Here is a 23,503-nt window from a genome sequence, read left to right as displayed (position 1 = left end):
ATTTTCAATGGAAGTAAAAAAGAAATCTACAGGCATATACTGGTTATTATTCTTTATTTCAACTGCAGCTTTACTATTTGCAATTTTTGCTCATTGGGAATGGTTAACATTGATTATTCCATTTGTTACTACATTCTTTGTATTAGCAATGGATATTGTTTAAGCCAATTATTACCTTTTTATAGAAAAGCCCTGCTTATATCAGGGCTTTTTAATTTCTAGCTCTTTTTTGCTCGTATTTTATAAGAAGCTGCTCTATTTGCCTTCTGCATAAGCTTTATAGTATCCGCATTCATTTGCTCTGCCTGCAATAACTGATTATAATAAGCTCTATTGGCTGAGTCCATTTTCTGCAATTCTGTTGAGGTTTTAACCAGCGGCTGATGAAGTGAGAGATAAGCTTCATTCCTTTTTAATGACTGCCGGGCTCCTTCATACAACTCTTTATCCGCCTCCAACATGGCTTTTTCCAATGCTTCATTGGATTGAAACAATACCGTTTGCTCCAGGACAGCTCTATTATAGTGAGTGATTAGCTCATCTTTCAGTAGCGTGGTTTGAAAGATATTTTTATTTTCTAGTTGTTCAACTGAGCCTGTTTTTACATCTGTAAAACCCAGCTTGGATGTAAAGACATATGGCATACCCGTATCACTGCGACGCAGAAATTGGATCAAAACTCCTTTCGTGTCATTAGCAAAAAGGTCACGAAACTTTATGGTTATTGTATTCCCTTTTACGTCGGCTTTATAGGCATATACTTTCAGCACATCAATGCCGGCAGGAATAGAAATAGTTAGTGTGGCATCCTTAGCTGCAATTTTGGACAATCCATTGATCTCATTTTCCAAGATGGAAGCCATTTTATCTAAGTCATTAATAAAATAATAATTCCCCGATCCGCTTTCTGCCATGTCAGTCATCAACACTTCGTTATAATCCAGACCTACACCAAACGTGGATAAGGTGATTCCTTCTTCATCTTTATATTGACGCACTTTGTTTTGTATGATCCTTGAATTAGTGAGCCCGCTATTGGCTAATCCATCACTGATTAACAATACCCGGTTGACGAAAGATGGTTTAAAGCTGCTTTTCACTTGCTCATATCCCTTTTCACTGCCCCCCCAAAGGTTAGTAGATCCGCGTTCCTCTATAGCTTCAATCTTCTTTTTAATGGAGTCTTTTAAAAGAGGATGTACAGCAGGTTGAATCAATGTTACTTCATGATCATATATAACTATAGATACATAGTCTTCTGCAGTCAACTTATCAATAATCGTCTTTGCTGCCTCTTTAGCATATTTCATTTTAGCGCCAGCCATTGAGCCACTTCTGTCTATAACTATAGATATGTTTAAAGGCAGCCGTTCGGCATTTTGGTTAACAAATGCACCCAGCTTTGTTTCTACATACAGGTATCCAATCTTGTTTAGAGAATCGGCAATAAAGTAATCATTGTGTAAGCCACTTGAAAACATAACAGCCCCATGAGAGGAAGTAATGGTTTTACCTTTAAATTCTTTCAGGCTGGCTATAAAAGGAAAAGTATCAACTCCATTGATAGTATTAGAAAATGACGATGCTGTTGAGTGAGTAAATGCAACTAACCCCCAAAAGGCAGATAGCAACAATAAAAAGGAGAAGGTCTTTGTTTTCATAGCAGTTGTTTAGGTTCTATAAGCTATAGGACGGTACAATAAAACTAATAAAAAAGCCCACAGATGACCTGTGGGCTTTAAACAAAACAATATGAATTAATGAATTCAAAGAATTATTTCACTTCTTCAAACTCGGCGTCCTGTACATTTTCAGAGCCACCGCCAGATTGTGGCTGACCGCCTTCGTTTCCGCCAGGTTGGCCACCACCAGCTTGTTGAGAAGCGTTATACATTTCTTCACTCGCAGCTGTCCAAGCTGTATTCAAAGCTGTAACAGCACTGTCTATCTGCGTCAGATCACCAGTCTTATGAGCCTCTTTCAGCGTATTTAAAGCCGACTCAATATTACCTTTCTTATCAGCTGGGATCTTGTCACCAAACTCTTTCAGCTGCTTTTCACTTTGGAAGATTAAGCTATCTGCCTGGTTGATCTTTTCTACTTTTTCTTTTTCTGCTTTATCCGTTGCCTCATTGGCTTTAGCTTCAGCTTTCATTCTTTCTACTTCATCCTTACTTAAACCACTACCAGCTTCAATACGGATCTTTTGTTCTTTACCAGTGCCTTTATCTTTCGCGGTAACATGTAAGATACCGTTAGCATCAATATCAAAAATTACTTCAATCTGAGGTACACCACGAGGAGCTGGAGGAATACCATCCAGGTTAAACATACCTAGGCTCTTATTCTGAGAAGCCATTGGACGCTCACCTTGTAATACATGGATTTGTACACCTGGTTGATTATCGCTGGCAGTAGAGAAGGTTTCAGATTTCTTGGTTGGGATTGTTGTGTTTGAATCGATCAAACGAGTCATTACGCCACCCATTGTTTCAATACCTAGGCTTAAAGGAGTAACATCAAGCAACAATACATCTTTAACCTCACCAGTCAATACCGCACCTTGAATAGCAGCACCAACAGCTACCACCTCATCCGGGTTAACTCCTTTATTAGGCTTCTTACCAAAGAATTTCTCAACAATTTCCTGAACCTTTGGAATACGTGTTGAACCACCTACAAGGATCACTTCATCAATTTGAGAAGCGTTCAGACCAGCATCTTTTAAAGCTTGCTCACAAGGCTTCAAGCAACGCTCAAATAAAGTATCAGCCAGTTGCTCAAACTTTGCACGGCTTAATTTCTTTACTAAGTGTTTAGGAACACCATCAACTGCAGTAATATAAGGCAGGTTGATTTCAGTTTCAGAAGAAGAAGACAATTCGATCTTAGCTTTTTCAGCTGCTTCTTTCAAGCGTTGTAAAGCCATCGGATCTTTACGCAGATCTACATTCTCTTCTTTTTTAAACTCTTCTGCTAACCAGTCCATGATCACTTTATCAAAGTCGTCACCACCTAAGTGTGTATCACCATTGGTAGATTTTACTTCAAATACACCATCGCCCAGTTCCAAAACAGAAATATCGAATGTACCACCCCCCAAGTCAAATACAGCGATGTGGTGATCTTTACCATGTTTATCTAAACCATAAGCCAATGCAGCAGCAGTAGGCTCGTTAACAATACGACGTACGTTTAAGCCAGCAATCTCACCTGCTTCTTTAGTAGCCTGACGCTGAGCATCGTTAAAGTAGGCCGGTACAGTAATTACCGCATCTGTTACTTCCTGGCCCAGGTAATCTTCAGCTGTTTTCTTCATTTTCTGAAGAATCATTGCAGAAATTTCCTGTGGAGTATATAATCTGCCATCTATATCTATACGAACGGTATTATTGTCACCTTGTGCCACTTTGTAGCTCCAATGGCTCTTCTCTTCTGAAATTTCTTCAAAGCGGCGCCCCATAAAACGCTTCACACTCATGATCGTGTTTTGTGGGTTTGTAATTGCCTGACGTTTAGCAGGATCACCTACTTTACGCTCACCATTTTTTAAAAAAGCCACTACTGAAGGCGTTGTACGACGACCCTCATCGTTAGCAATAACGACTGGCTCGTTGCCTTCCATTACAGCTACACAACTATTGGTTGTACCTAAGTCTATACCTATTATTTTTCCCATTGAATTAAAGAATTTAATGTCCTCTTTTGGATATCAATGATTATGCCGCCACTAATTATGTGCAATTTTGGCAGTTTTTAGACACCAATTGTCTATCTCTACCGTTAACCTTTCAGTCTTTCTATGTCATATTATGAGAAGATCAAAAGGCAGCTGACAAGTACATGCATAAAAAGACGCACAACCTGAATCAGGTCTGTGGGTAAAACGAACGTCGCATTTTTAAATCCCGGCGTATTATTGTAACACTATGATTAACTGTAAATCTGTTTTTACTTTCTTTGTACTAGTATTCCAATTAGCTGCTTCTGCACAGCTTTCCAAATCTTACCTGGACTCCCTGCCCGTTTCTGAAATAGACATTCCTATATCCATCAACCTAAAGCCCATATTTGCGATGGCTGAAAAGCAGGTAGATACCTTGTTTACATCACCTAACTATCCCAATGCCTGGGTACAAGCCGACTGTGCTACCCGGTATAAATACCGCTTTAAGCGCTCGCCTTTCCGCATTTCAGCTACTGGCACTACCTTTAATCTGGGTTTTACCGGCTATTACAGAATTACAGGAGCTACCCGCGCCTGCCTTGGAGGCACGACAATTACACCCTGGACTCCGGATTGTAATTGTGGATTTGAGGAGGGAGACAGGAAAGTGAATATTGGATTTTCCAGCACCTTTACACTTTTACCGAATCATATTCTAAACGCTAAAATTGTACGACAAGAACCACAAGCGCTGGATAAATGCACTGTTTGCTTTTGGGGTCAGGATATTACGTCTTTAGTAATGGATGGCCTTAAGAAAGAACTGGACGCCTCCAAAAAAACAATGGAAACCAGTTTCGGCAATATTGATATACGGCCCTATATGCAACAGGCCTGGAATAAATTGAGCGAAGTATATGCTGTTCCTTCAATTGGTTATTTTACACTCAACCCTAAAGCATTACGTATGGAAAGAATTGGTGCCCAAAATGATATGCTCAGTCTAACCATAGGCATATCAGCGACTCCTGTAGTTACGCTTATTAAGCCACAACCCGTACAAAGTGTTGTACCCAACCTATCCCCTGCGGCTAACAAAGACGGCTTTAATATTAACCTGGAAGCTGCATTACAATATGACTCCCTATCTAAGGTTATCAATGGCTATATGGCAGGCCAAAGGTTCGAAATGTCAGAAGGTCTGGTTAATAAACATGTGATCGTGAAAGAATGCAAAGTTTACAGCGATCTGCAAGACAAACTAGCCCTTGAAGTAGACTTTGAAGGTTCATATAAGGGAACAGTTTATTTTACAGGTAAACCCGCTTATAACCCGGAAACCAAAAAGATTGAGTTGGAAGAGTTTGGCTATGATTTAAAAACCAAATCGTTTTTATTGAAAACAGCCAAGTGGCTTTTTGACAAACGCATCATGTCTGAGATCCAGAAATATACTTCTATTGACATGAAAAGCTATTATGACACTGCTTCTAAAACCATGAACGAGTGGTTAAATCGCGAATGGACGAAAGGTATCCGTGGCTCTGGATCTATTCAGGATCTAAGTCTTACAGCCGTAAAAGCATTGCCAGAACATCTGCTAATTCGAAGTAACTGTATTGGTAAACTGAATATATTGGTAAGCCAGATGGAGTTCAAATTCTAAAAATTGAATTTCTGCTCTGCTTTGGTAACCACCCTTGGTTGGCGAAAAGAAAAATACCGTTGTGAGAAATAACTGAATGATACTACAAGTCCAGTTGTAACCATCATGGAAGGTGTTGGATACCAATAAAGTTTTTCAACAAATAATTTCAGGAAGAAATAATTCAGGAACATACAAGCAATGGTAACCATGAAGTAACGTAACAATTGCGTACGGCGACGTAGAAACGATCCTTGAAATACTACATACATACTCAGGTAAAAACCAATAGGAAACGTAATAAAGAAGCATAAAAGTAGGGCCGCGATATGCGGTGAAATGGTTACAAACTCTAGGTGTACCATCTGCTTCTGCAAAATGTAATTGTACGAGATGAAGTATAATAAGATACTTAGCACTGTATTTCCCCCTCCACATGCAGCATAGCGAAACATCTGCAACGTCATAAAACGTCTGAACAACGGATAGAATAAATCAATAAACTGGAGAATCCAGGCACGTATTTTATAATGTATCGCTCGCATTGGAGTTGCGAAAATAAAGGGTTCTGAAAAGAAAGCCGTAAGGATTTCGTTAAAGACACTTTGCGAGTTCTCAGGCCCTCTGCTCTTGTTTAAGTAAATTGCGCCCAAATTTTAGACGACATGAGCCTTGTTGCGCAGGTAAAAGAAGCCACAGCTAAAGCTATTGAACAAGTTTATCAAGTATCAGCCAATGCCAATGATGTGCTGGTAAACCAAACCAAACCGGAGTTTGAAGGTGATTATACAGTAGTATTGTTTGCCTTAATTAAACAATTGCGCAAAGCGCCGGAACAAATAGGCCAGGAACTGGGCGAGTACCTGGTAAACAATAATAAAGAGCTGTTTACCGCCTTCAACGTCATCAAGGGATTCTTGAATTTGACGGTTGCAGACAACTTTTATACAGACTTCCTTTCAAAAGATTATAATAATGCCTATTTAGGCCATAGTCCTAAAAGCAGTACTAAAGTGATGGTGGAGTACTCCTCTCCTAACACCAATAAACCTTTGCACCTTGGCCACTTGCGTAACAACTTCTTAGGATGGTCTGTAGCTGAAATTCTGAAAGCCACCGGCAATGAGGTTATGAAAACCTGTATTGTTAACGACCGGGGAATACATATCTGCAAGAGCATGATAGCTTGGCAGCTATTTGGCAATGGAGAGACTCCAGAAAGTAGAGGAATGAAAGGCGACCACTTTGTAGGTGATTATTATGTACGTTGCGAAAATCAAATAAAAGCTGAAGCATCTACGATTTCTCAAAAGATCTCGAATAAAGACTTTACAGATTTTAAAGAAATCGATAAACAAAAAGTAAATCAACTTGTAGAGAAAATAAATGCTATTGGTGAGAATGGAAAAAATGAAAAGGATAAGGAGAAAAAAGCAAAACTTGAAGATGAGTTGAAAGATTTGATTCGGGCTAATACTCCAATTATGAAAAAAACCCAGCAAATGCTGGTAGATTGGGAGGCCGGAAAGCCCGAAGTAATGGAGCTATGGAATAAAATGAATGGCTGGGTGTATGAAGGATTTGATGAAACATACAAACGTATAGGCTCAGACTTTGATAAAACTTATTATGAAAGCCAAACCTATTTATTAGGTCGTCAGTTTGTAGAGCAGGGATTAGAGCAAGGTGTCTTCTTCCGTAAAGATGATGGCTCTGTGTGGATTGATCTAACGGCTGATGGTTTGGATGAGAAATTGGTACTACGTAAAGATGGCACCTCTGTATATATCACACAAGATCTCGGTCTTGCTGATCAGAAATACAACGAGTTTCCTTACGATCAGAGTGTGTATGTTATTGGTGATGAACAGAACTACCACATGAAGGTGCTGAAGTTGATTCTACAAAAGCTAGGCAAGCCTTATGCCGATGGTATCTACCACTTAAGCTACGGCATGGTGGAACTGCCTAGTGGTCGTATGAAAAGCCGTGAGGGTACGGTAGTAGATGCCGATGACCTTGTAGATGAAATGGTAGCCATTGCAGCCAAGCATACTCAGGAAAGTGGCAAAGTGAAAGACTTCAACGAAGAGGAACTAAAAGAGCTCTATGATATTATTGGCTTGGGTGCCTTGAAGTTCTTCTTATTGCGTGTAGATCCTAAGAAGAAGATGGTCTTCAATCCAGAGGAGTCCATTGACTTCCACGGCTTCACTGGTCCGTTTGTGCAATACACACACGCACGTATCAAATCTATTTTGCGCAAGGCGGAGCCTATAAGCAACGCTCCGATCAGTTTTAATGGACTAATGAAGCTAGAGAAGGAATTGTTGTTGTTATTGGAACAATTTGGAACCGTAGTAAAAGAAGCAGCCGAAGAACACAATCCATCCGTAATTGCCGTTTATGCGTTTAATGTAGCTAAGACATTTAATACTTTCTATACCGAACACTCCGTAATGAATGCCGAAAGCGAAGAAAAAAAAGCCTTACGTCTGCAGCTTTGCCAGCTGACTGCCACAACTATTAAAAACAGCATGGCGTTGTTAGGTATTCGGGTACCGGAGCGTATGTAAATAACTTTAATCACAAAGGCTTTTCGTGAGACGTGAAACGTCAAACGTGAGAAAGCCAGTTGCGCACTTTTGCACCTTGAAGGGGTGCGCCAGCGTTGTCGGGATCCACGGCGACACAGAGGAAGGAATTTGCTGATTAGCCGATGATGAAAGTACGTCTTTGGTGGGGTGTTTTATATCTTTAAGAGCTACTCTTATAGGTCATTTTCTTTCCTTCGGATTAAACTTTCTTCTACTATTTATGGCTGTTTTGACAGATAATCTTCCCAGGGTATAAGAGTAGAATGGCAGAGATACCGGGCAAGGAAGGGCTCTGATACGGAGTTAAGTAGGCTTCCATACGGAGTAACTAAGGAGTGGATACGGAGTAACCATGAAGGGACAGAGGCGTAGCTATGAAGGAGCTGAGGAATAGCAGGCAAGGAAGACTGAAGCTTGAGGGAAGAATGAACCGGGATTAGGAAGATCAGAAGGATTACTATAAGGATTTGTTTTCCTCCACAAAAAAAAGCACTCCATCATTGGAGTGCTTTTTTATTATGAGAGCGTTTGAACTTCAGGTTTTGTGTTCTAGTCAATGACTATTGACCAATGGCCATTGACTAGCTTAGTGCGGTGAGCAGGCCCTCCCCTTTAGGGGTTGGGGGCGTGCACAGGCAATTCTACAGTCCGCCTGGCATTTCCATTTTCTGACGGTTTTTAGCAAGACTTGGATCAATTTCTATAGCCTTATCACACAACGCCATACCTTTTTGCTTTTCGCCTTTCTTTTGGTAGCTCATACCGATCATAAACAAGGCAGATGCGTTTTGTTTATCTAGCTCTAATACCTTATCCCAATAGCCAATGGCTTCATCATAACGCTTAGTATCATAGCAGGCTTCTGCCATCATGTTTAACAGGTTCATATCAGAAGGGCGGCGGTTCAAAGATTCCTTCAAAATATCCATTCCTTTATCAAACTGCTTGTTGTTTAAGTAAGCAATGGCCAGATTCTCCAGGTATTCATTATCTCGTTTAAGGCCCTTTTCACCCGCCATCAATAAATACTTCAAAGAATTCTTATCGTCGGGAATAGCATAATAGATTAAGCCCAGTTCATACATCCAACGGGCATTGTCTGGTTGCAAGGCAATAGCTTTTTCAAAAAAAGGAGCAGCCAGCTTGTTGTTATTCATGTCGCTATACGCACGGGCAATCATATAGGGTGATTCTGCATTTGTAGGATCTTCCTGCATAGCTACCGTAAGCTGCTTGATAGCCTCTCCATAATTCTCGTTTTCGTAATGGGCTTTACCTATATAGAAGGCTACTTTTTCATTGGGGTTTGCCTGCTTTAACAAGCCGGCATATTTGATAACATCCGGAAACTGACGCATGTTGAAAGAAAGCGTCATCAGGTTTTTGTAAATATCAACTGATTTGTCACCCAACTTTTCAAGTTCCAGGAACTTTTCGCGTGCCTGTGCATAACGACGTAAGCCTAACAGCGAGTTGGCTAATTCATTTACTACATCCTTATTGGTCTTGTTGTAAGAATAGGCCTTATCAAACTGTTTGAAGGCTTCCATGGCCCGGCCTTTGCCTTTTTCTTCTAAACCCTTTTGAAGGAAAAATGTAGAACTATCAGTTTGCGCATACGCAGCGGCGGCAGAGAAAGCCGTAAATGCAACAGCTAAAATGATTCGCATAGGATACCGTTAAGTTGTTTTGGATACTGGACACTACAAAAGTGGTAATCAAATTTGACAACTACTAATATAATTTGTTTTTAATAAGTATTTACTTTAGAATAATGCCCCCCAAAGGCGGTAAGTTGACAAGGATTTTATACGTTTTTTCATTCCTGTTAACAATTTCATTGTGTATGTTAGGGTTATATACATCGCCAGAGCCCCCATAGTCTTCAGCATCACTATTAAAGATCTCTTTTGTATACTTCTTATCGCTAACATAGATTTCCCAATCCAGTCTAGGCACTGGTGTTAGGTTTAGTATCACCAATACATTATCAGCAACCTTTTCTCCCTTACGAAGATATACCACTACACTTTCCTGTCGATGATTCAAATCCACCCATTCAAATCCACCCGCACTAAATTGGCGACTGAACAAGGCAGGGCTGGCTTTTAGAATACTGTTTAAGTCTTTTATACAGCTTTGCACCCCTTTATGGTATTTATGCTCCAAGAGATACCAGTCCAGTTCACTTCGATAATCCCACTCTGATGTCTGCCCGAACTCATCACCCATAAAAAGCAAACGCCCGCCAGGGTGGGTCCACATATAGGTATACATTAGTCGCAGGTTGGCAAACTTCTGCCATTCGTCACCCGGCATTTTATAGATCATGGGCGACTTTCCATGCACTACCTCATCATGACTCAACGGCAGCATGAAGTTCTCATCGTAATAGTACATCATGCTAAACGTTAGTTTATCCTGGTAATTCTTTCGATAATAGGGGTCTACTTTAAAGAAATCTAAAGTATCGTGCATCCATCCCATCATCCATTTCATACCAAAGCCTAATCCGCCTGCATAGGTAGGCTTAGAGATACCCGGCCAGTCCGTAGCCTCTTCTGCTATGGTTTGTATATCGTGGAAGTCGCGGAACAGCGTTTCGTTCAGATCTTTTATAAAAGCAATGGCTTCCAAGTTACCGTTTCCACCAAACTCATTTGGTTCCCACTCTCCTTCCTCACGAGAATAATCCAATTTCAACATGGAAGAAACAGCATCAACACGCACACCATCAATATGAAAGTTTTTAAACCAGAAATGGGCGCTACTGATCAAAAAGGATTTTACCTCTCCTCTTTTATAATTAAAAATGTAGGAATTCCAATCGGGATGGAAGCCCTTACGCATATCAGCATATTCGTAAGTGTGGGTACCATCAAACATATAGAGACCATGTGCATCGGCTGGAAAGTGAGAAGGAACCCAATCCAGGATAACACCGATACCTGCCTGGTGTAATTGGTCTATAAGATGCATCAGTCCTTCTGGTTCACCAAACCGTGAGGTGGGTGCAAAAAAACCTGTCACTTGGTATCCCCAACTCCCATCAAATGGATATTCCATAACAGGCATAAACTCTACATGCGTAAAGCCCATTTCTTGGACATAAGGCACCAAGTGTTCAGCAATTTGGTGATAATTGTTATAACTCTCCTCGTCATGGCGAGCAGGTCGCATCCAAGAAGCCAGGTGCAGCTCATACACACTCCAGGGTGCATTAAGTGCATTATGTTTTTTGCGTTCCTGCATCCACTTCTTATCGTTCCATTTATAGTCAAAATTCCAGGTTATGGATGAGGTTGCAGGCCTCCGCTCTGCATAGTTGGCAAAAGGATCTGCCTTTAATGTAATGCGACCATGATATCCTGTAATATGATATTTATAAAGACTGCCTTTAGAGATATCAGGAATAAAGCCTTCCCAAATGCCACTTCGATCCAGACGAGGAAACAAAATGTGTGCTTGTGAGTCCCAACCATTAAAATCGCCCACTACAGCTATTTTAGTGGCATTTGGCGCCCATACGGCAAAATAATACCCCTCTTTTTCTAGTACGGTCATGGGCCTGGAACCAAACTTTTCATACAGCGAATAATGGGTGCCGTTTTGAAAGTTGTTTATATCATGATCGTAAAAAACAGAATAGTTCCATACCGGTTTTTGGGTATCAACAAAATTGGCGTCTTCGTAACGCATAACCTTATTGCTCGTGTGCTTTTCGTCGTTCATACTTTATCGTTTGCGTGACTTAGCCTTAATATAATTTTCAGTACCTCTATTTTTTCAATTGATCTTGCTTGTCAACCTACTTGATCCAAAACAATTACAGTTAACATAAAGTTAGCAATTGCCAAATCAATACCTCTTTATTTTGTTGTCATAAAACCAGAACAACTGTTTATGAAGAAACTCATTGGGCTATTGGCATTTTTTTTAGCCTCTACTCTAACGTTATATGCACAAGAAACAGGTCTGAAAGGTACGTTACGCGATACTTCAGAAAAGCGTGCGCTACCAAATGCCGTTATTTCCCTACTACACAAAAACGATAGCACACTGGCTCGTTTTACCCGATCGGACAAAAACGGTGCATTTGACCTGCAAAACCTAAAACCGGGGAAGTATATCTTACTGATCACATTCCCCAAATTTGCTGATTATGCAGATGAAGTGGAGTTGAAAGATGGTCAAAAAGACATTGGACAAATATCCCTTACTCCCAAAAGTGTATTACTGAAAGAAGTGGTAATTCGCAGTGGACAAGCCATTCGGATCAAAGGTGATACTACAGAATTCAATGCTGATTCATTTGTGGTAAAAGAAGGTGCTACTGTAGAAGACCTGATGAAAAAGCTACCAGGTTTCCAAGTAAATAGCAAGGGTGAGATAACGGCACAGGGCAAACGTGTTGACAAAGTATTGGTAGATGGTGAAGAGTTTTTTGGAGACGATCCTACCATGGCTACTCAAAATCTATCAGCTAAGGCTGTAGATAAAGTGCAGGTATTTGATACCAAAACAGAACAGCAACAACTAACCGGTATTACATCTGGTACGGAAGGAAAGACGATCAATATTAAACTCAAGGAGAACAGCAAAAAAGGTGCCTTTGGAAAGGTAATTGCCGGCAGTAATTTTGACAATCTGGTAGATGCCAAAGCTTTATACAATCGTTTTGTAGGTAAAAAGAAAGTAGCACTTTATGGAACTCGTACAGGGATAAATACTGGAAGTTTGAGTTGGGAGGATCGGGAGAAGCTTGGCATGGAAAACGATATGGAGTATGATGAAATTGGTGGTTTTTATTATAGCTATGGTTCTAATGATGACTTCAACGACTGGAGCTTGAGAGGTTTGCCAACAGCAACCTCTGTTGGCGGCCTTTTCAGTAATAAGTGGAATGCAGATAAGAACAATGTGAATCTCTCCTATCGGTACAACCGTTTAGAGACAGAGAATATAGCCACCGGCTTTACGCAGGGTTTTTACAAAGTCCCTACTCTAGAAAATCGCTTAACAAATTCGTATGGCTTAAACGAGCAACATGCCATTAATGGCAAGTATGAATGGAAAATGGATTCATTGACTTCATTTAAGTTTACTACCAGTGCCACATACAAAATGACAAATGGTGGAGAGCAAACCAATCGAGACTTTACTCAAGACAATCTATTGACAAGAATCGATAACCAAAGGAGAGAGAATGACAACACCCGTATACAAAATGACAACTCACTAGTATATAAGCAATTGTTTAAGAAGAAGAATCGCCAGTTGTTGACAACACTACGTTTTGGTATAACTGAAGATGACAATGAGAGCTATTCACATGTCCGGTCAGACTATGATACAAACAAAGATGGTATTATGGACTCTGTTGGCTTAGTAGACCAGATGCGCTTTTTTGATGGCCGCTCTCAAACACTTGGAGGCAAGGTTACATTTAGTGAGCCCATTTCAAAAAAGATGAATCTTGTATTGGACTATGCGTACAACCGGAATAATGCTTCTTCTTATCAGAACACATATAATGAAGGTGGAAATGGTAAATATGACATTAGGAATGAAGACTACAGCAATAATTTTGACATGGATGCGTATTCACACAGTACCATGGCAGTGCTGCGATATACTGACAAAAAGATACGCTTTGCTGCTGGTACCGGAGTTTCCTCAGTTAAGTTAAAGCTGTTAAATGCGGATAGTGAAGAAAATTCAACCTATAACTTCCTCAACCTGACACCTCAAGCCAGTTTCAACTATGCATTTAAACAACAAACCAACTGGTCATTTAATTATAGAGGTACTACACGACAACCGTCCATCAACCAATTACAACCATTAAAAGATAATACCAACCCATTGGCAATCTATGAAGGTAATCCGAACTTGAAAGTAGGCTTTAATCATAGTTTAAGTACCTTCTTCAATAGTTATAAAGTATTAAGTGGCCGCAATTTATATTTTAGCGCCAGCTTCAACAAGGTAACAAATGCAATTACTACTGCAAGCACTCTAGATTTAAGAACGGGTAAACGCACCTCCCGCCCGGTTAATGTTAACGGAACCTATAATTGGTTTACATGGGGTCAAATAGGAAAAAATGGTGGTGAGAAGAAGCTTGGCCGTAGAATTGGAATTAATGCAAATGGTGGACGTAATATCAACTTTTTAAATGATGAAAAAAATACGACTGATTATAAAAGCTTTGATCTAAACCTAAGCTTTTATTACGATTATCCTGAGAAATACAGTTTTGAATTCCGTCCAAAAATTGCTCAAAACTTCTCTTCTACTCGCTCTATCAATGATGGAACAAGGAAGACAAACTACTTATCTTATGGTGGTTATATAAGTGGTATGTTGATGTTGCCAGGTAAAATAGAATTAACCTCTGATTGCAACTTTGATTTGCGGCAGGGATTGGATGCCTTTGCCCCGGCTACCAACATCATCCTGTGGAATGCGAACTTGTCTAAAAAGATTTTTAAGAAAAAAGACGGAAAGATCATTTTGGAAGCCCGTGACCTGTTAGATCAGAACAAAGGCTTCAACCGTAATATTAGCAGCAATTTCATTACAGAAGAGCGCTTCTCGCGTATAGGTCAATACTTCTTATTAAAATTCGAATGGTCATTCAATAAAATGCCAGGATCAAAATAATTAACGATGAAAAAGATTAGTTTATTTATCATAGCCTTAAACAGCATTTTAGCTAGCCAGGCACAGACACAATTCTTTGGAAAAGTAAATGTGGAATTTGAAAAAACCACAAACGTTCATGCCCTGTATAAAGACATGGAACCGGAATGGTTTGAACGGATCAAGGAAAGACTCCCGAAAACAGTACTCAGCTATCACAATTTTATTGGCGACAGCACTAAGTCTATCTATAAGCCTGGACGTGAAGTAGAGGTAGACCCTAAAACCTGGTACAGACCTGTAGCTGATAAGAATGTAGTATTTACAGACTTCAAAACGGGTAGAACCATAGCTCAAAAGCCAGTGTATGAAGAAACATTTCTAATGGAAGACAGTGTTTCTAAAATCAAATGGAAGCTAACGGCAGATACAAGGGTTATTGCTGGTTATGAATGCCGTAAGGCCGTGGGTATCTTAAATGATACTATTGGACTTTTTGCTTTTTACACAGATGAGATCATGATCTCCGGTGGGCCGGAAGGTATACAAGGTTTACCCGGCATGATTCTGGGTTTAGGTATCCCCCGCTTACATGCCACTTGGTTTGCCACAAAGGTCGATGTCTTTGATATCAATATGAATAGTGTAACGCCTGCTACAAAAGGGAAGAAAGTTAGCAGAACTACCATGATGCAATCCTTAGATAAAGTGTTACGTCAGTGGGGTGAATATGGCAGTAAGCTAATAGTCAATTTTGCTATTTAGGGAAGCTGAGAGCTACAAGCTACAGTTTTGAGAAATAAGAAGTGAAAGTGTTTTTAATAAAGAAAGGTCGCTAAACGCGACCTTTCTTTATTATGTAGTTGTTTTGTTATTTCATTAATTCCAAAATCCAAATGCCTTTTGCAGGAAGCTTCCATTTTGTTCTTAATTCCTGAATGGCACCGGTTGTAATTTCTTTTCCTTTACTAAAGCCAGAAAAACGTTCTTCAAAGCGTTTGGTATCAACCGTCTTCTCCTCTTTTGCGGTATTCATAACCACCATCACTGTTTGGTTGTTATCGTACCTAAAATAAGTGTACACTCCATCTTCGGGTACAAATTGCATAAGCTTGCCTGTTTTAATAGCAGAAGCGTTTTTACGATAGTTGGCCAGCGTCTTTGTATAGTTGAAAATAGAATCTTCTCTTGGGGTTCTGCCAGCTTTTACAAACTTGTTGACTTTATCGCCAGGCCATCCTCCCGGAAAGTCTAAACGTACCCAGCCATCTGGATTGGCAAGGCCCTTCATCCCTATTTCTGCGCCATAATACCATTGTGGCACACCGCGTGATGTTAGCAGCCAGCCAATGCTCATTTTGTATTTATCCAAATCCTCACCTACAACAGAATAAAAGCGGCTGAGATCGTGGTTATCCATAAAGATCACATTCTGCATAGGATCTTTATAAACAAAATCCTGGGCCAGTGTAGTATATAAGCGGTTCACACCATCTGTCCAACCAAAGTCCTTCGTCATGGCGTCTTGAAGCCCCCAAAGTGCCTGGAAATCGGTCACTCCTGGTTGATTGCTTTTGTAAGCTATTTTGTAATTATTATTTACAAAATAGCTTTGATTGGGAACTCCATGAACCCAGGTTTCACCAAAGATGGTCAGCTTAGGATATTCATCCAATAATGCTTTGTTACAGCGATTCATGAACTCCAGATCGTTATAGGCATAGGTATCAATCCGCCAACCGTCAATACCAAACTCCTCCACTGTCCATAATGCATGTTGAATTAAGAAGTTGGCAACATAAGGATTTTGCTGGTTTAGGTCAGGCATGGAAGGCACAAACCAGCCATCACTCATCTTTTTATGGTCCGATTTGCTGGCATAAGGATCAAACAATACTTGGTCTTTATAAGTAGTGTTTGTATAAGTAGGCCATTGATGCAGCCAGTCTTTGGTAGGTTGATCTTTTACAAACCAATGTTCTGTACCTACGTGATTGTAAACAGCATCTTGTACCATTTTCAAACCACGCTTATGCATTTCGTTGATCAGACGCTTGTAAGCAGTATCGCCTCCAAACCGAGGATCAATCGTATAATGGTCTGTAAAAGCGTAGCCGTGATAAGAAGTGCGAGGCATGTTATTTTCAAGAACCGGGTTTAACCAAATAGCTGTTACACCTAGCTCCTGTAAGTAATCTAAATGATTGATCACTCCTTGCAAATCGCCGCCATGGCGATAGTAGATAGAATCCCGGCTGAAGGCATGGTCCTTCATTCCAGCAATCTTATCATTTGCAGGATCTCCATTAGCGAAACGATCAGGCATGATCAAGTACATGAAATCAACTGAAGTCACTCCTTGTGCATAGCTTGTGCCTTTACCAGAACGACGGGGCTTTAACTCATAATTGATAGTATTCGCTGCACTAGCAGTAGTACCCCCCAACGAAAGTTTTACTTTTTGAGGTTTAGCTGTTGCACTGATTTCTGCATCTATAAAAAGATAGCGAGGATTTTCTGGTTGATGAACCTTTACTATTTTGAAATCCGGAGAAGAAGATCGAACGGTCAACTTAGCCGGAAATACTTGCGTGCTGTCTTCTTGGTGAATTATTAATTGAATCTTATTGTGTTTCATGTCAACCCACCAATTGGTAGGATAAACCTTGATACTTTGAGAATATGCTTTTATAGCAAGTAGTGCTAAAAAAAATAGGGTAAGTCTTTTCATAAAGTATTTAAACAGAGCGTTGTTCCAAAATTTCCATCTCAGCAGTGGTTGCTTCATCCACCCTTTCATATTTCTTTTCCTTAATAAAAAGGAAACAGGTTATAGCGGCTATAATCATTAAACAGCCACCAATTTGTACGGCTAACAAGCGATCATTATGTAACCAATGCTCCATGATGTATCCAAAAAACAGAGATGCTATAATTTCTGGTAATACAATAAAGAAGTTGAAAATACCCATGTAGATACCTATTTTGTTTTGCGGTATCGCACTACTTAACATAGCATAGGGCATAGACAAAATACTAGTCCAGGCAATTCCTACAGCAGTCATACAACCAAAAAGCATGTATTGATTAGATACAAATGCTACACTAATCAGTCCTAACGCACCTATAGCCAGGCAAAGCGAATGCGTAGCTTTTCTTCCTAACCTATTTGCAATAAAGGGAAGAATAAAGGCAAAAACAAACGTAACCACATTGTAAAATGCCAGCGTTAAACCTGCAAAATCACGACCTTCTCCAAAACGTGGATCAGAGACACTGGTAGCTCCAAATATGTTGTACGCTACAGCTGTAGAATAATAGAACCACATTAAGAAAAGGCCTGGCCATGTAAAGAATTGTACTAAAGCTATGACGCGCATTTTGGGTGGCATGTGAGCAATTGAAGAAGTAATTTCTCGAATACCGCCGCTAATTCCTTTATTAGGTTCTTTTAATTTATCCTTACTATCAATATCTGCAGGAGGATATTCTTTCGTACTGAATACAGTATATAATACTGCAGTTAAGAAGAAGAACGCTCCTATATAAAAAGAGAATTTTACGTTTTCAGGAATTCCACCTTTCTCGGCAGTATTTTTCAAATTCAACCAGTGACTCATTACCCATGGTAAAGAGGAAGCAATACTACCTCCTAATCCAATCATAAGACTTTGCATAATGAAGCCCTGATTCAATTGACTATCGGGTAATTTATCGGCCACAAAAGCGCGAAATGGTTCCATAGCCACGTTACCAAAGGTATCCAGTACCCATAACAAGCCGGCAGCCATCCATAGAGCTGCGCTGTGTGGCATAAATAAAAGAGCAATAGAACTTAAAACAGCACCGATAAAGAAGTAAGGCCTTCTTCTACCAAACTTGGGATGCCAGGTTTTATCGCTTAAATAACCAATAATGGGTTGCACCAGCAAACCCGTTAGTGGTGCTGCCAAAAACAACAATGGGATATCATCTGCGTTTGCACCCAGGTTTTCATATATAGGCCCCATGTTGGCACGCTGTAAATCCCAACCGAATTGGATTCCAAAGAATCCAACACTCATATTTATGATTTCAGAAAGCGGCAGTTTGGGCTTGGAGGTGGTAGTGATAGTAGACATAAGCAAGCGTTACAATATATGGCCTAAGTTAAGTAACAAATGCCTAATAATGTGTTTTTGCTACACAAATACTATACGCTATGGAATTCAGTGTGAATAACTGTTACCCAATGGTAAATCCATCAGGCAAAACAGCTCCTTTTTTCACAACGATAATACCATCTTTGATCGTAAATAGTGCATGGTCTCCATCCTGTAAATGTGATCCGCCAGTAATCTTCACATCATTACCAATACGGCAATCTTTGTCAATGATTGCATTTTGAATATTACAACGTGCACCTACTCCTAAAGGAGGAATTCCATTGTCTTTGTCGTTTTGAATATCATCAAGCGTTTCAAAATAATCATTACCCATGAGGTAGGTATTGATCAACGTAGTTTCATGTCCAATACGGGAGCGGATACCAACTATTGATCGTTCGATATGAGAAGCATTAATGATAGAGCCTTCAGAAATAATAGCCTTATCCAAGCGAGTACCACTTACCTTGGCCGGTGGTAGCATACGTGCTCTTGTATAAATGGCGCGTTGGTTGTCAAATAAATTGAAAGCAGGCAGGTCTTCTGTTAAAGCCAGGTTGGCTTCGAAAAAGGCATGAATGTTTCCAATATCCTCCCAATAGCCTTCATACTGATAAGAGGCTACCTTATACTTTTCTATAGATTGGGGAATGATTTCCTTACCAAAGTCTGTAGCCTCTTTCTTTTCATTCAACAACATATCGAATAACATCTGCCTGTTGAATATGTAGATACCCATGGAGGCCAGGTATTCTTTGCCTTTAGCTTTCATTTCTTCTCCGGTATCGCTTATCCAATCTTCTAATCCGCTTTTAGGCTTTTCTACAAAAGAAGTAATATAACCATCGTTAGTCTTTAAGATACCGAATTCAGAAGCCTCCTTAGCTGATACTGGAATGGTAGCTATTGTTATATCAGCACCACGTTGCTTATGTTCCTCCAGCATAGCCACAAAGTCTAACTGATAGAGTTGGTCCCCAGAAAGAATCAGTACATAATCACTTGGGAAAGGAGCAATATGGCGTAAACCCTGACGAACGGCATCGGCTGTGCCCATAAACCAGGTAAAGTTATCTGGAGTTTGTTCGGCTGCCAGGATATCAACAAAAGCATTGCTAAAGGTGCTAAACTGGTAAGTATTTTTGATATGGCGATTTAAAGATGCCGAGTTATACATGGTCAATACGAAAATGCGGCTGATACCCGAATTCAGGCAGTTAGAAATAGGAATATCTACCAGGCGATATTTACCCGCAATAGGAACTGCCGGTTTTGAACGTGTAGCTGTTAAGGGATATAGTCTTGTTCCAGCACCTCCTCCAAGTATAACTGACAACATTTCTTTCATAGCCGTATCTTTTCTATTTATTTATTATCGTTAAAGGTCAGACGAATGAGTTATAAAATTAAACTTTAGTGATTAACAATTTACTACCACTTCTTTATTTCAAACTTTGATAAAGAAGTGTGTATTCTTTAGCAGATGTATTCCATGAATGATCTAGTCCCATCATATGAGTTCGCATCCAATTAAATAAATCCCGCTTTTCATTATACAGATCAATAGCTCTGCTAATTGCATGTGTAAGGTCCTCTACATTAGCATGGTTAAAGCGAATACCATACCCTTGCCAGTCTTCAAAATCCTTTACCGTATCCATTAAGCCGCCAGTGCTACGCACTATGGGTACCGTGCCATAACGTAAAGCATACATTTGGTTCAGTCCGCAAGGCTCTACCCTGCTTGGCATCATCAAAAAGTCGGCCCCTGCGTACATTAAATGACTTAGTCCTTCGTTGTAGCCAATATAGGTACTAACGAACCCGTGCAACTGATGCTGCAAAGCGGCAACGCGTTGCTCAATATGAGGTTCGCCAGAGCCAAGGATCAGGAAATTGGCAGCCCCCCCTGAATGATAGATTGATGAACGGATAGCATCGGGTAAAACATCAGCAGCTTTCTCTCCTACCAGTCGGCCAATAAATATAATTAATGGTTTTGTAGAATCTAATCCGAACTGTGTACACAATTCTTTTTTATTCTTTCTTTTCCCTTCTTTGACTTCATGAGCATCAAAGTTTTTGGTTAAATAGGTATCGGTAGAAGGATCCCAAACTTCTGTATCAATTCCGTTTAAAATACCCGTACACTTATAAGACTCCGATGATAACAATGCTTCCAGCCCATTGGCATCATGCTTTAGCTCTTCCATATAGCTAGGACTAACCGTAGTAACCCGCCATGCACATTTTACTGCGCTGGCAAGGGGGTTAATTGTATTGTCCCAATCCATCATGCCTGTCTTCCAGGAATCAAACGAAGGGAGTAAATGTTGTAAATGCCAACCCATCCAGCCTTGATATTCTGCATTGTGTATCGTAAACACAGTTGGTACATTGGCTAGACTTTGAAAGCCATAACAGTACTTAACCATAAAAGGGATCAAACCAGCGTGGTGATCATGGCAATGAATTACATCTGGCTTATCCTGCCACTGGCTTAGCCAATCACAAACGGCTATTTGAAAAGCTAAAAACCGTTGGATGTCATCGTCGTATCCGTAGATCTTCTCTCGATCTAAAAGCCCATTTATATCTAAAAGATACAAGTCAAAACCTAGTTTGTTTGTCTTTTCCTTTATAACGGCATATTTAAACCATTGTCCTCCGATATATTGTCCACCCTCATGTACAACATCCCATTCATTTTGAAATAGAAACTTTGTTCTGTACATAGGCATAATTACCTTGGCGATATGCCCTGAAGCTGTTTGATATTTAGGCAAGGCTCCCACTACATCTCCTAATCCGCCTGCTTTTGCTACCGGATAACACTCTGCTGAAACGTGAATTATTTCCATATGGCTATTTACTCCCAATCGTCAAATTACTTACGAATTGGCGGATTCTCAAAGCAGAATTTATTCCAATTTATAAGTCAAGTTATCAACACTATTAAGTAATAATAATTGTATATTAATACTTTCTCTTTATTTTGGGCAACCTTTTTAATCCAAATTTTAATTATGGCGACATCAGCTGGAGCTCCGATTAGACCAACAGCTCCTAATTCTAACGGACCTATCCCTACAAACTATGGTGCCTTAAGTACTTTAGTATCTGTTTTCTTTTTCTGGGGATTCATTGCGGCTGGGAATAGTGTTTTTATCCCATTTTGTAAGCACTATTTTCAATTAGATCAATTTCAGAGTCAGCTTATTGATTTTGCATTTTACTTAGCCTATTATGTGGGAGCTTTAGTGTTGTTCGCATATGGTGCATTTGGAGGACACGACTTAGTTGGAAAATGGGGCTATAAGAAAAGTATTATTTACGGTTTGCTATTTTCTGCACTTGGAGCTGTAGCAATGATCGTTGCCGTGAATGCTGATGCTTTTGCTGGAATGCTTGTTGGCCTTTTTATAGTAGCACTTGGGTTTTCTTTACAACAAACTTCTGCTCAACCTTTTGCTATCACATTAGGTGATCCTTCTACTGGGACCAGTCGTGTTAATCTTGGAGGTGGTATCAACTCTTTTGGTACAATGATCGGTCCGATCATTGTCGCTTTTGCACTTTTTGGAACTACCGCAGCTATTACAGATGAAAAGATTCAATCACTCGGCTTAAATAAGGTGATTATCCTATACGCCTGTGTTGGTGCATTATTTGTGTGTGCTGCTGCTTTATTTTTCTTTTCTAAAAAAGTTCCTTCAGGCATCACTACTGAGAGAACAGAGAAAGCAAACAAAGCATTATACGCCTTACTAATAATAACAGGGTTACTAATTTTCATGTTTGTCCCTGTTTTTAATAGCTATAAAGTTGATCAAGCGTCATTAAGTGTAATTGAGAAACATGAGCTGGAAACTTATAGAATGAAATGGCTATTTGGTGCTTTAGCAGTAGTTGTTGGAGGTTTGCTATTATCCAATTTAAGTGCAAAGAAAAGCCCTGAAGGATGGGGAGCAATGAAATACCCTCAGCTGGTACTTGGTATGCTTGCCATATTTGTGTATGTAGGGGTTGAAGTTGCCATTGGAAGTAATTTAGGAGAACTCTTGAAACAGCCATTATTTGGAGGTTATCAATCATCACAAATTGCCCCATTCGTTTCTATGTATTGGGGAAGTTTAATGATTGGACGTTGGGCTGGAGCAATTTCGGCTTTCAATATTAAAAACTCAACAAGACAGGCATTATTGTTCATAGTTCCTATAGTAGCCTTTGGAATTGTTATTGGAGTCAATTCTTTGGCTCAATATGACATGTCGCCTTTATATTTTTATGGAATTTGTGTCTTAATTCAAATTGCTGGATTCTACTTAAGTAAGGATAGACCTGCTAGAACATTATTAATTTTTAGTGCATTAGGATTAACAGCGATGTTAGTGGGAATTTTCTCTACTGGTATGGTTGCTGTATATGCATTTTTAAGCGGAGGACTATTTTGCTCTATTATGTGGCCAGCTATTTTTACTTTGGCAATAACAGGTTTAGGAAAGTATACTACTCAAGGATCTGCTTTTCTTATTATGATGATCTTAGGTGGTGGTATCATTCCTCCTATTCAAGGCAAGTTGGCTGATTACCTGCAATCAAAATCAACTGTTGTAGGTCATGGTATCCACCAATCTTATTGGATTCCTGTAATGTGTTTTGCCTACCTAGCTTTCTTTGCTTTTGCAGTAAGAGGGATATTGAAAAAGCAGGGTATAAATTATGAGACGCCGGATGCTGAGTTGGAAGCTATTTCAAACAACCCTGAAGCAGGTTTGCTAGACGCAGACATAAGGAAATAATC

15 protein-coding genes are annotated in these 23,503 nt (G+C 39.8%); 6 read left to right on the top strand and 9 right to left on the bottom strand.

Going from position 1 to position 23,503, the window contains the following annotated elements; translation table 11 throughout:
* Positions 1-7 precede the first annotated feature (7 nt).
* Positions 8-163 carry a hypothetical protein gene (locus SY85_RS25775; RefSeq protein ID WP_193408747.1) on the top strand — a complete coding sequence of 52 codons (156 nt, stop codon included), beginning with the start codon at positions 8-10 and terminating at the stop codon, positions 161-163.
* 55 nt (positions 164-218) lie between these two features.
* Here the strand turns inward: SY85_RS25775 and SY85_RS02520 are convergent, their stop codons facing one another.
* Together SY85_RS02520 and dnaK are read right to left on the bottom strand one after the other, a co-directional pair.
* Positions 219-1,661 (bottom strand): vWA domain-containing protein, encoded by a 1,443-nt coding sequence (locus tag SY85_RS02520; protein ID WP_066401652.1) that lies wholly within the window; start codon positions 1,659-1,661, stop codon positions 219-221.
* A 113-nt stretch (positions 1,662-1,774) separates the two neighbouring features.
* On the bottom strand, positions 1,775-3,679 hold the full coding sequence (gene dnaK, locus SY85_RS02515; protein ID WP_066401651.1) for a molecular chaperone DnaK: 1,905 nt from the start codon (positions 3,677-3,679) through the stop codon (positions 1,775-1,777).
* A gap of 250 nt (positions 3,680-3,929) precedes the next feature.
* On the opposite strand from dnaK, the gene SY85_RS02510 reads away from it, so the two are divergent.
* Positions 3,930-5,333 carry a DUF4403 family protein gene (locus tag SY85_RS02510; RefSeq protein WP_066401650.1) on the top strand — a complete coding sequence of 468 codons (1,404 nt, stop codon included), beginning with the start codon at positions 3,930-3,932 and terminating at the stop codon, positions 5,331-5,333.
* On the opposite strand, the gene SY85_RS02505 is transcribed toward SY85_RS02510, so the two are convergent.
* Positions 5,330-5,857: a GtrA family protein gene (locus SY85_RS02505; RefSeq protein WP_066401649.1), complete on the bottom strand. Its 528-nt coding sequence runs from the start codon at positions 5,855-5,857 to the stop codon at positions 5,330-5,332. The two genes, SY85_RS02510 and SY85_RS02505, sit on opposite strands and share 4 nt — an antisense overlap.
* Before the next feature lie 120 nt (positions 5,858-5,977).
* Between SY85_RS02505 and argS the strand changes: the two genes are divergently transcribed.
* Positions 5,978-7,888 carry an arginine--tRNA ligase gene (gene argS, locus SY85_RS02500; protein WP_066401648.1) on the top strand — a complete coding sequence of 637 codons (1,911 nt, stop codon included), beginning with the start codon at positions 5,978-5,980 and terminating at the stop codon, positions 7,886-7,888.
* A gap of 662 nt (positions 7,889-8,550) precedes the next feature.
* Here the strand turns inward: argS and SY85_RS02495 are convergent.
* Both SY85_RS02495 and glgB read right to left on the bottom strand, forming a co-directional pair.
* A complete protein-coding gene (locus SY85_RS02495; protein ID WP_066401647.1) occupies positions 8,551-9,579 on the bottom strand; it encodes a tetratricopeptide repeat protein in 1,029 nt (342 codons plus the stop codon).
* A gap of 91 nt (positions 9,580-9,670) precedes the next feature.
* Complete coding sequence (gene glgB / locus SY85_RS02490) at positions 9,671-11,641, bottom strand: 1,4-alpha-glucan branching protein GlgB (protein ID WP_082886262.1); 1,971 nt, start codon at positions 11,639-11,641, stop codon at positions 9,671-9,673.
* A 171-nt stretch (positions 11,642-11,812) separates the two neighbouring features.
* Between glgB and SY85_RS02485 the strand changes: the two genes are divergently transcribed.
* Both SY85_RS02485 and SY85_RS02480 read left to right on the top strand, forming a co-directional pair.
* On the top strand, positions 11,813-14,575 hold the full coding sequence (locus tag SY85_RS02485) for an outer membrane beta-barrel protein (protein ID WP_066401646.1): 2,763 nt from the start codon (positions 11,813-11,815) through the stop codon (positions 14,573-14,575).
* 6 nt (positions 14,576-14,581) lie between these two features.
* Positions 14,582-15,319 (top strand): GLPGLI family protein, encoded by a 738-nt coding sequence (locus SY85_RS02480; RefSeq protein WP_066401645.1) that lies wholly within the window; start codon positions 14,582-14,584, stop codon positions 15,317-15,319.
* Between the two features lie 106 nt (positions 15,320-15,425).
* Here SY85_RS02480 and SY85_RS02475 read toward each other — a convergent pair whose 3' ends face one another.
* The 4 genes from SY85_RS02475 to SY85_RS02460 all read right to left on the bottom strand — a co-directional run bounded on the left by SY85_RS02475 (position 15,426) and on the right by SY85_RS02460 (position 21,560).
* A complete protein-coding gene (locus SY85_RS02475) occupies positions 15,426-17,285 on the bottom strand; it encodes a glycoside hydrolase family 13 protein (protein WP_066401644.1) in 1,860 nt (619 codons plus the stop codon).
* A gap of 7 nt (positions 17,286-17,292) precedes the next feature.
* Entirely contained in the window at positions 17,293-18,675 is a 1,383-nt protein-coding gene (locus SY85_RS02470; protein WP_066401643.1) for an MFS transporter, read from the bottom strand.
* A 103-nt stretch (positions 18,676-18,778) separates the two neighbouring features.
* Positions 18,779-20,047 (bottom strand): glucose-1-phosphate adenylyltransferase, encoded by a 1,269-nt coding sequence (locus SY85_RS02465; RefSeq protein ID WP_066401642.1) that lies wholly within the window; start codon positions 20,045-20,047, stop codon positions 18,779-18,781.
* Positions 20,048-20,141: 94 nt separating this feature from the next.
* Positions 20,142-21,560 carry a glycogen synthase gene (locus tag SY85_RS02460; RefSeq protein WP_066401641.1) on the bottom strand — a complete coding sequence of 473 codons (1,419 nt, stop codon included), beginning with the start codon at positions 21,558-21,560 and terminating at the stop codon, positions 20,142-20,144.
* Positions 21,561-21,725: 165 nt separating this feature from the next.
* Between SY85_RS02460 and SY85_RS02455 the strand changes: the two genes are divergently transcribed.
* Positions 21,726-23,501 (top strand): MFS transporter, encoded by a 1,776-nt coding sequence (locus SY85_RS02455; RefSeq protein ID WP_066401640.1) that lies wholly within the window; start codon positions 21,726-21,728, stop codon positions 23,499-23,501.
* The last annotated feature ends 2 nt before the right edge of the window (positions 23,502-23,503 follow it).

This window comes from Flavisolibacter tropicus (genome assembly GCF_001644645.1).
Taxonomy (GTDB): Bacteria; Bacteroidota; Bacteroidia; order Chitinophagales; family Chitinophagaceae; genus Flavisolibacter; species Flavisolibacter tropicus.
Note: the sequence above shows the minus strand (reverse complement) of the source record. Positions and strands in the feature narration are given on the sequence as shown.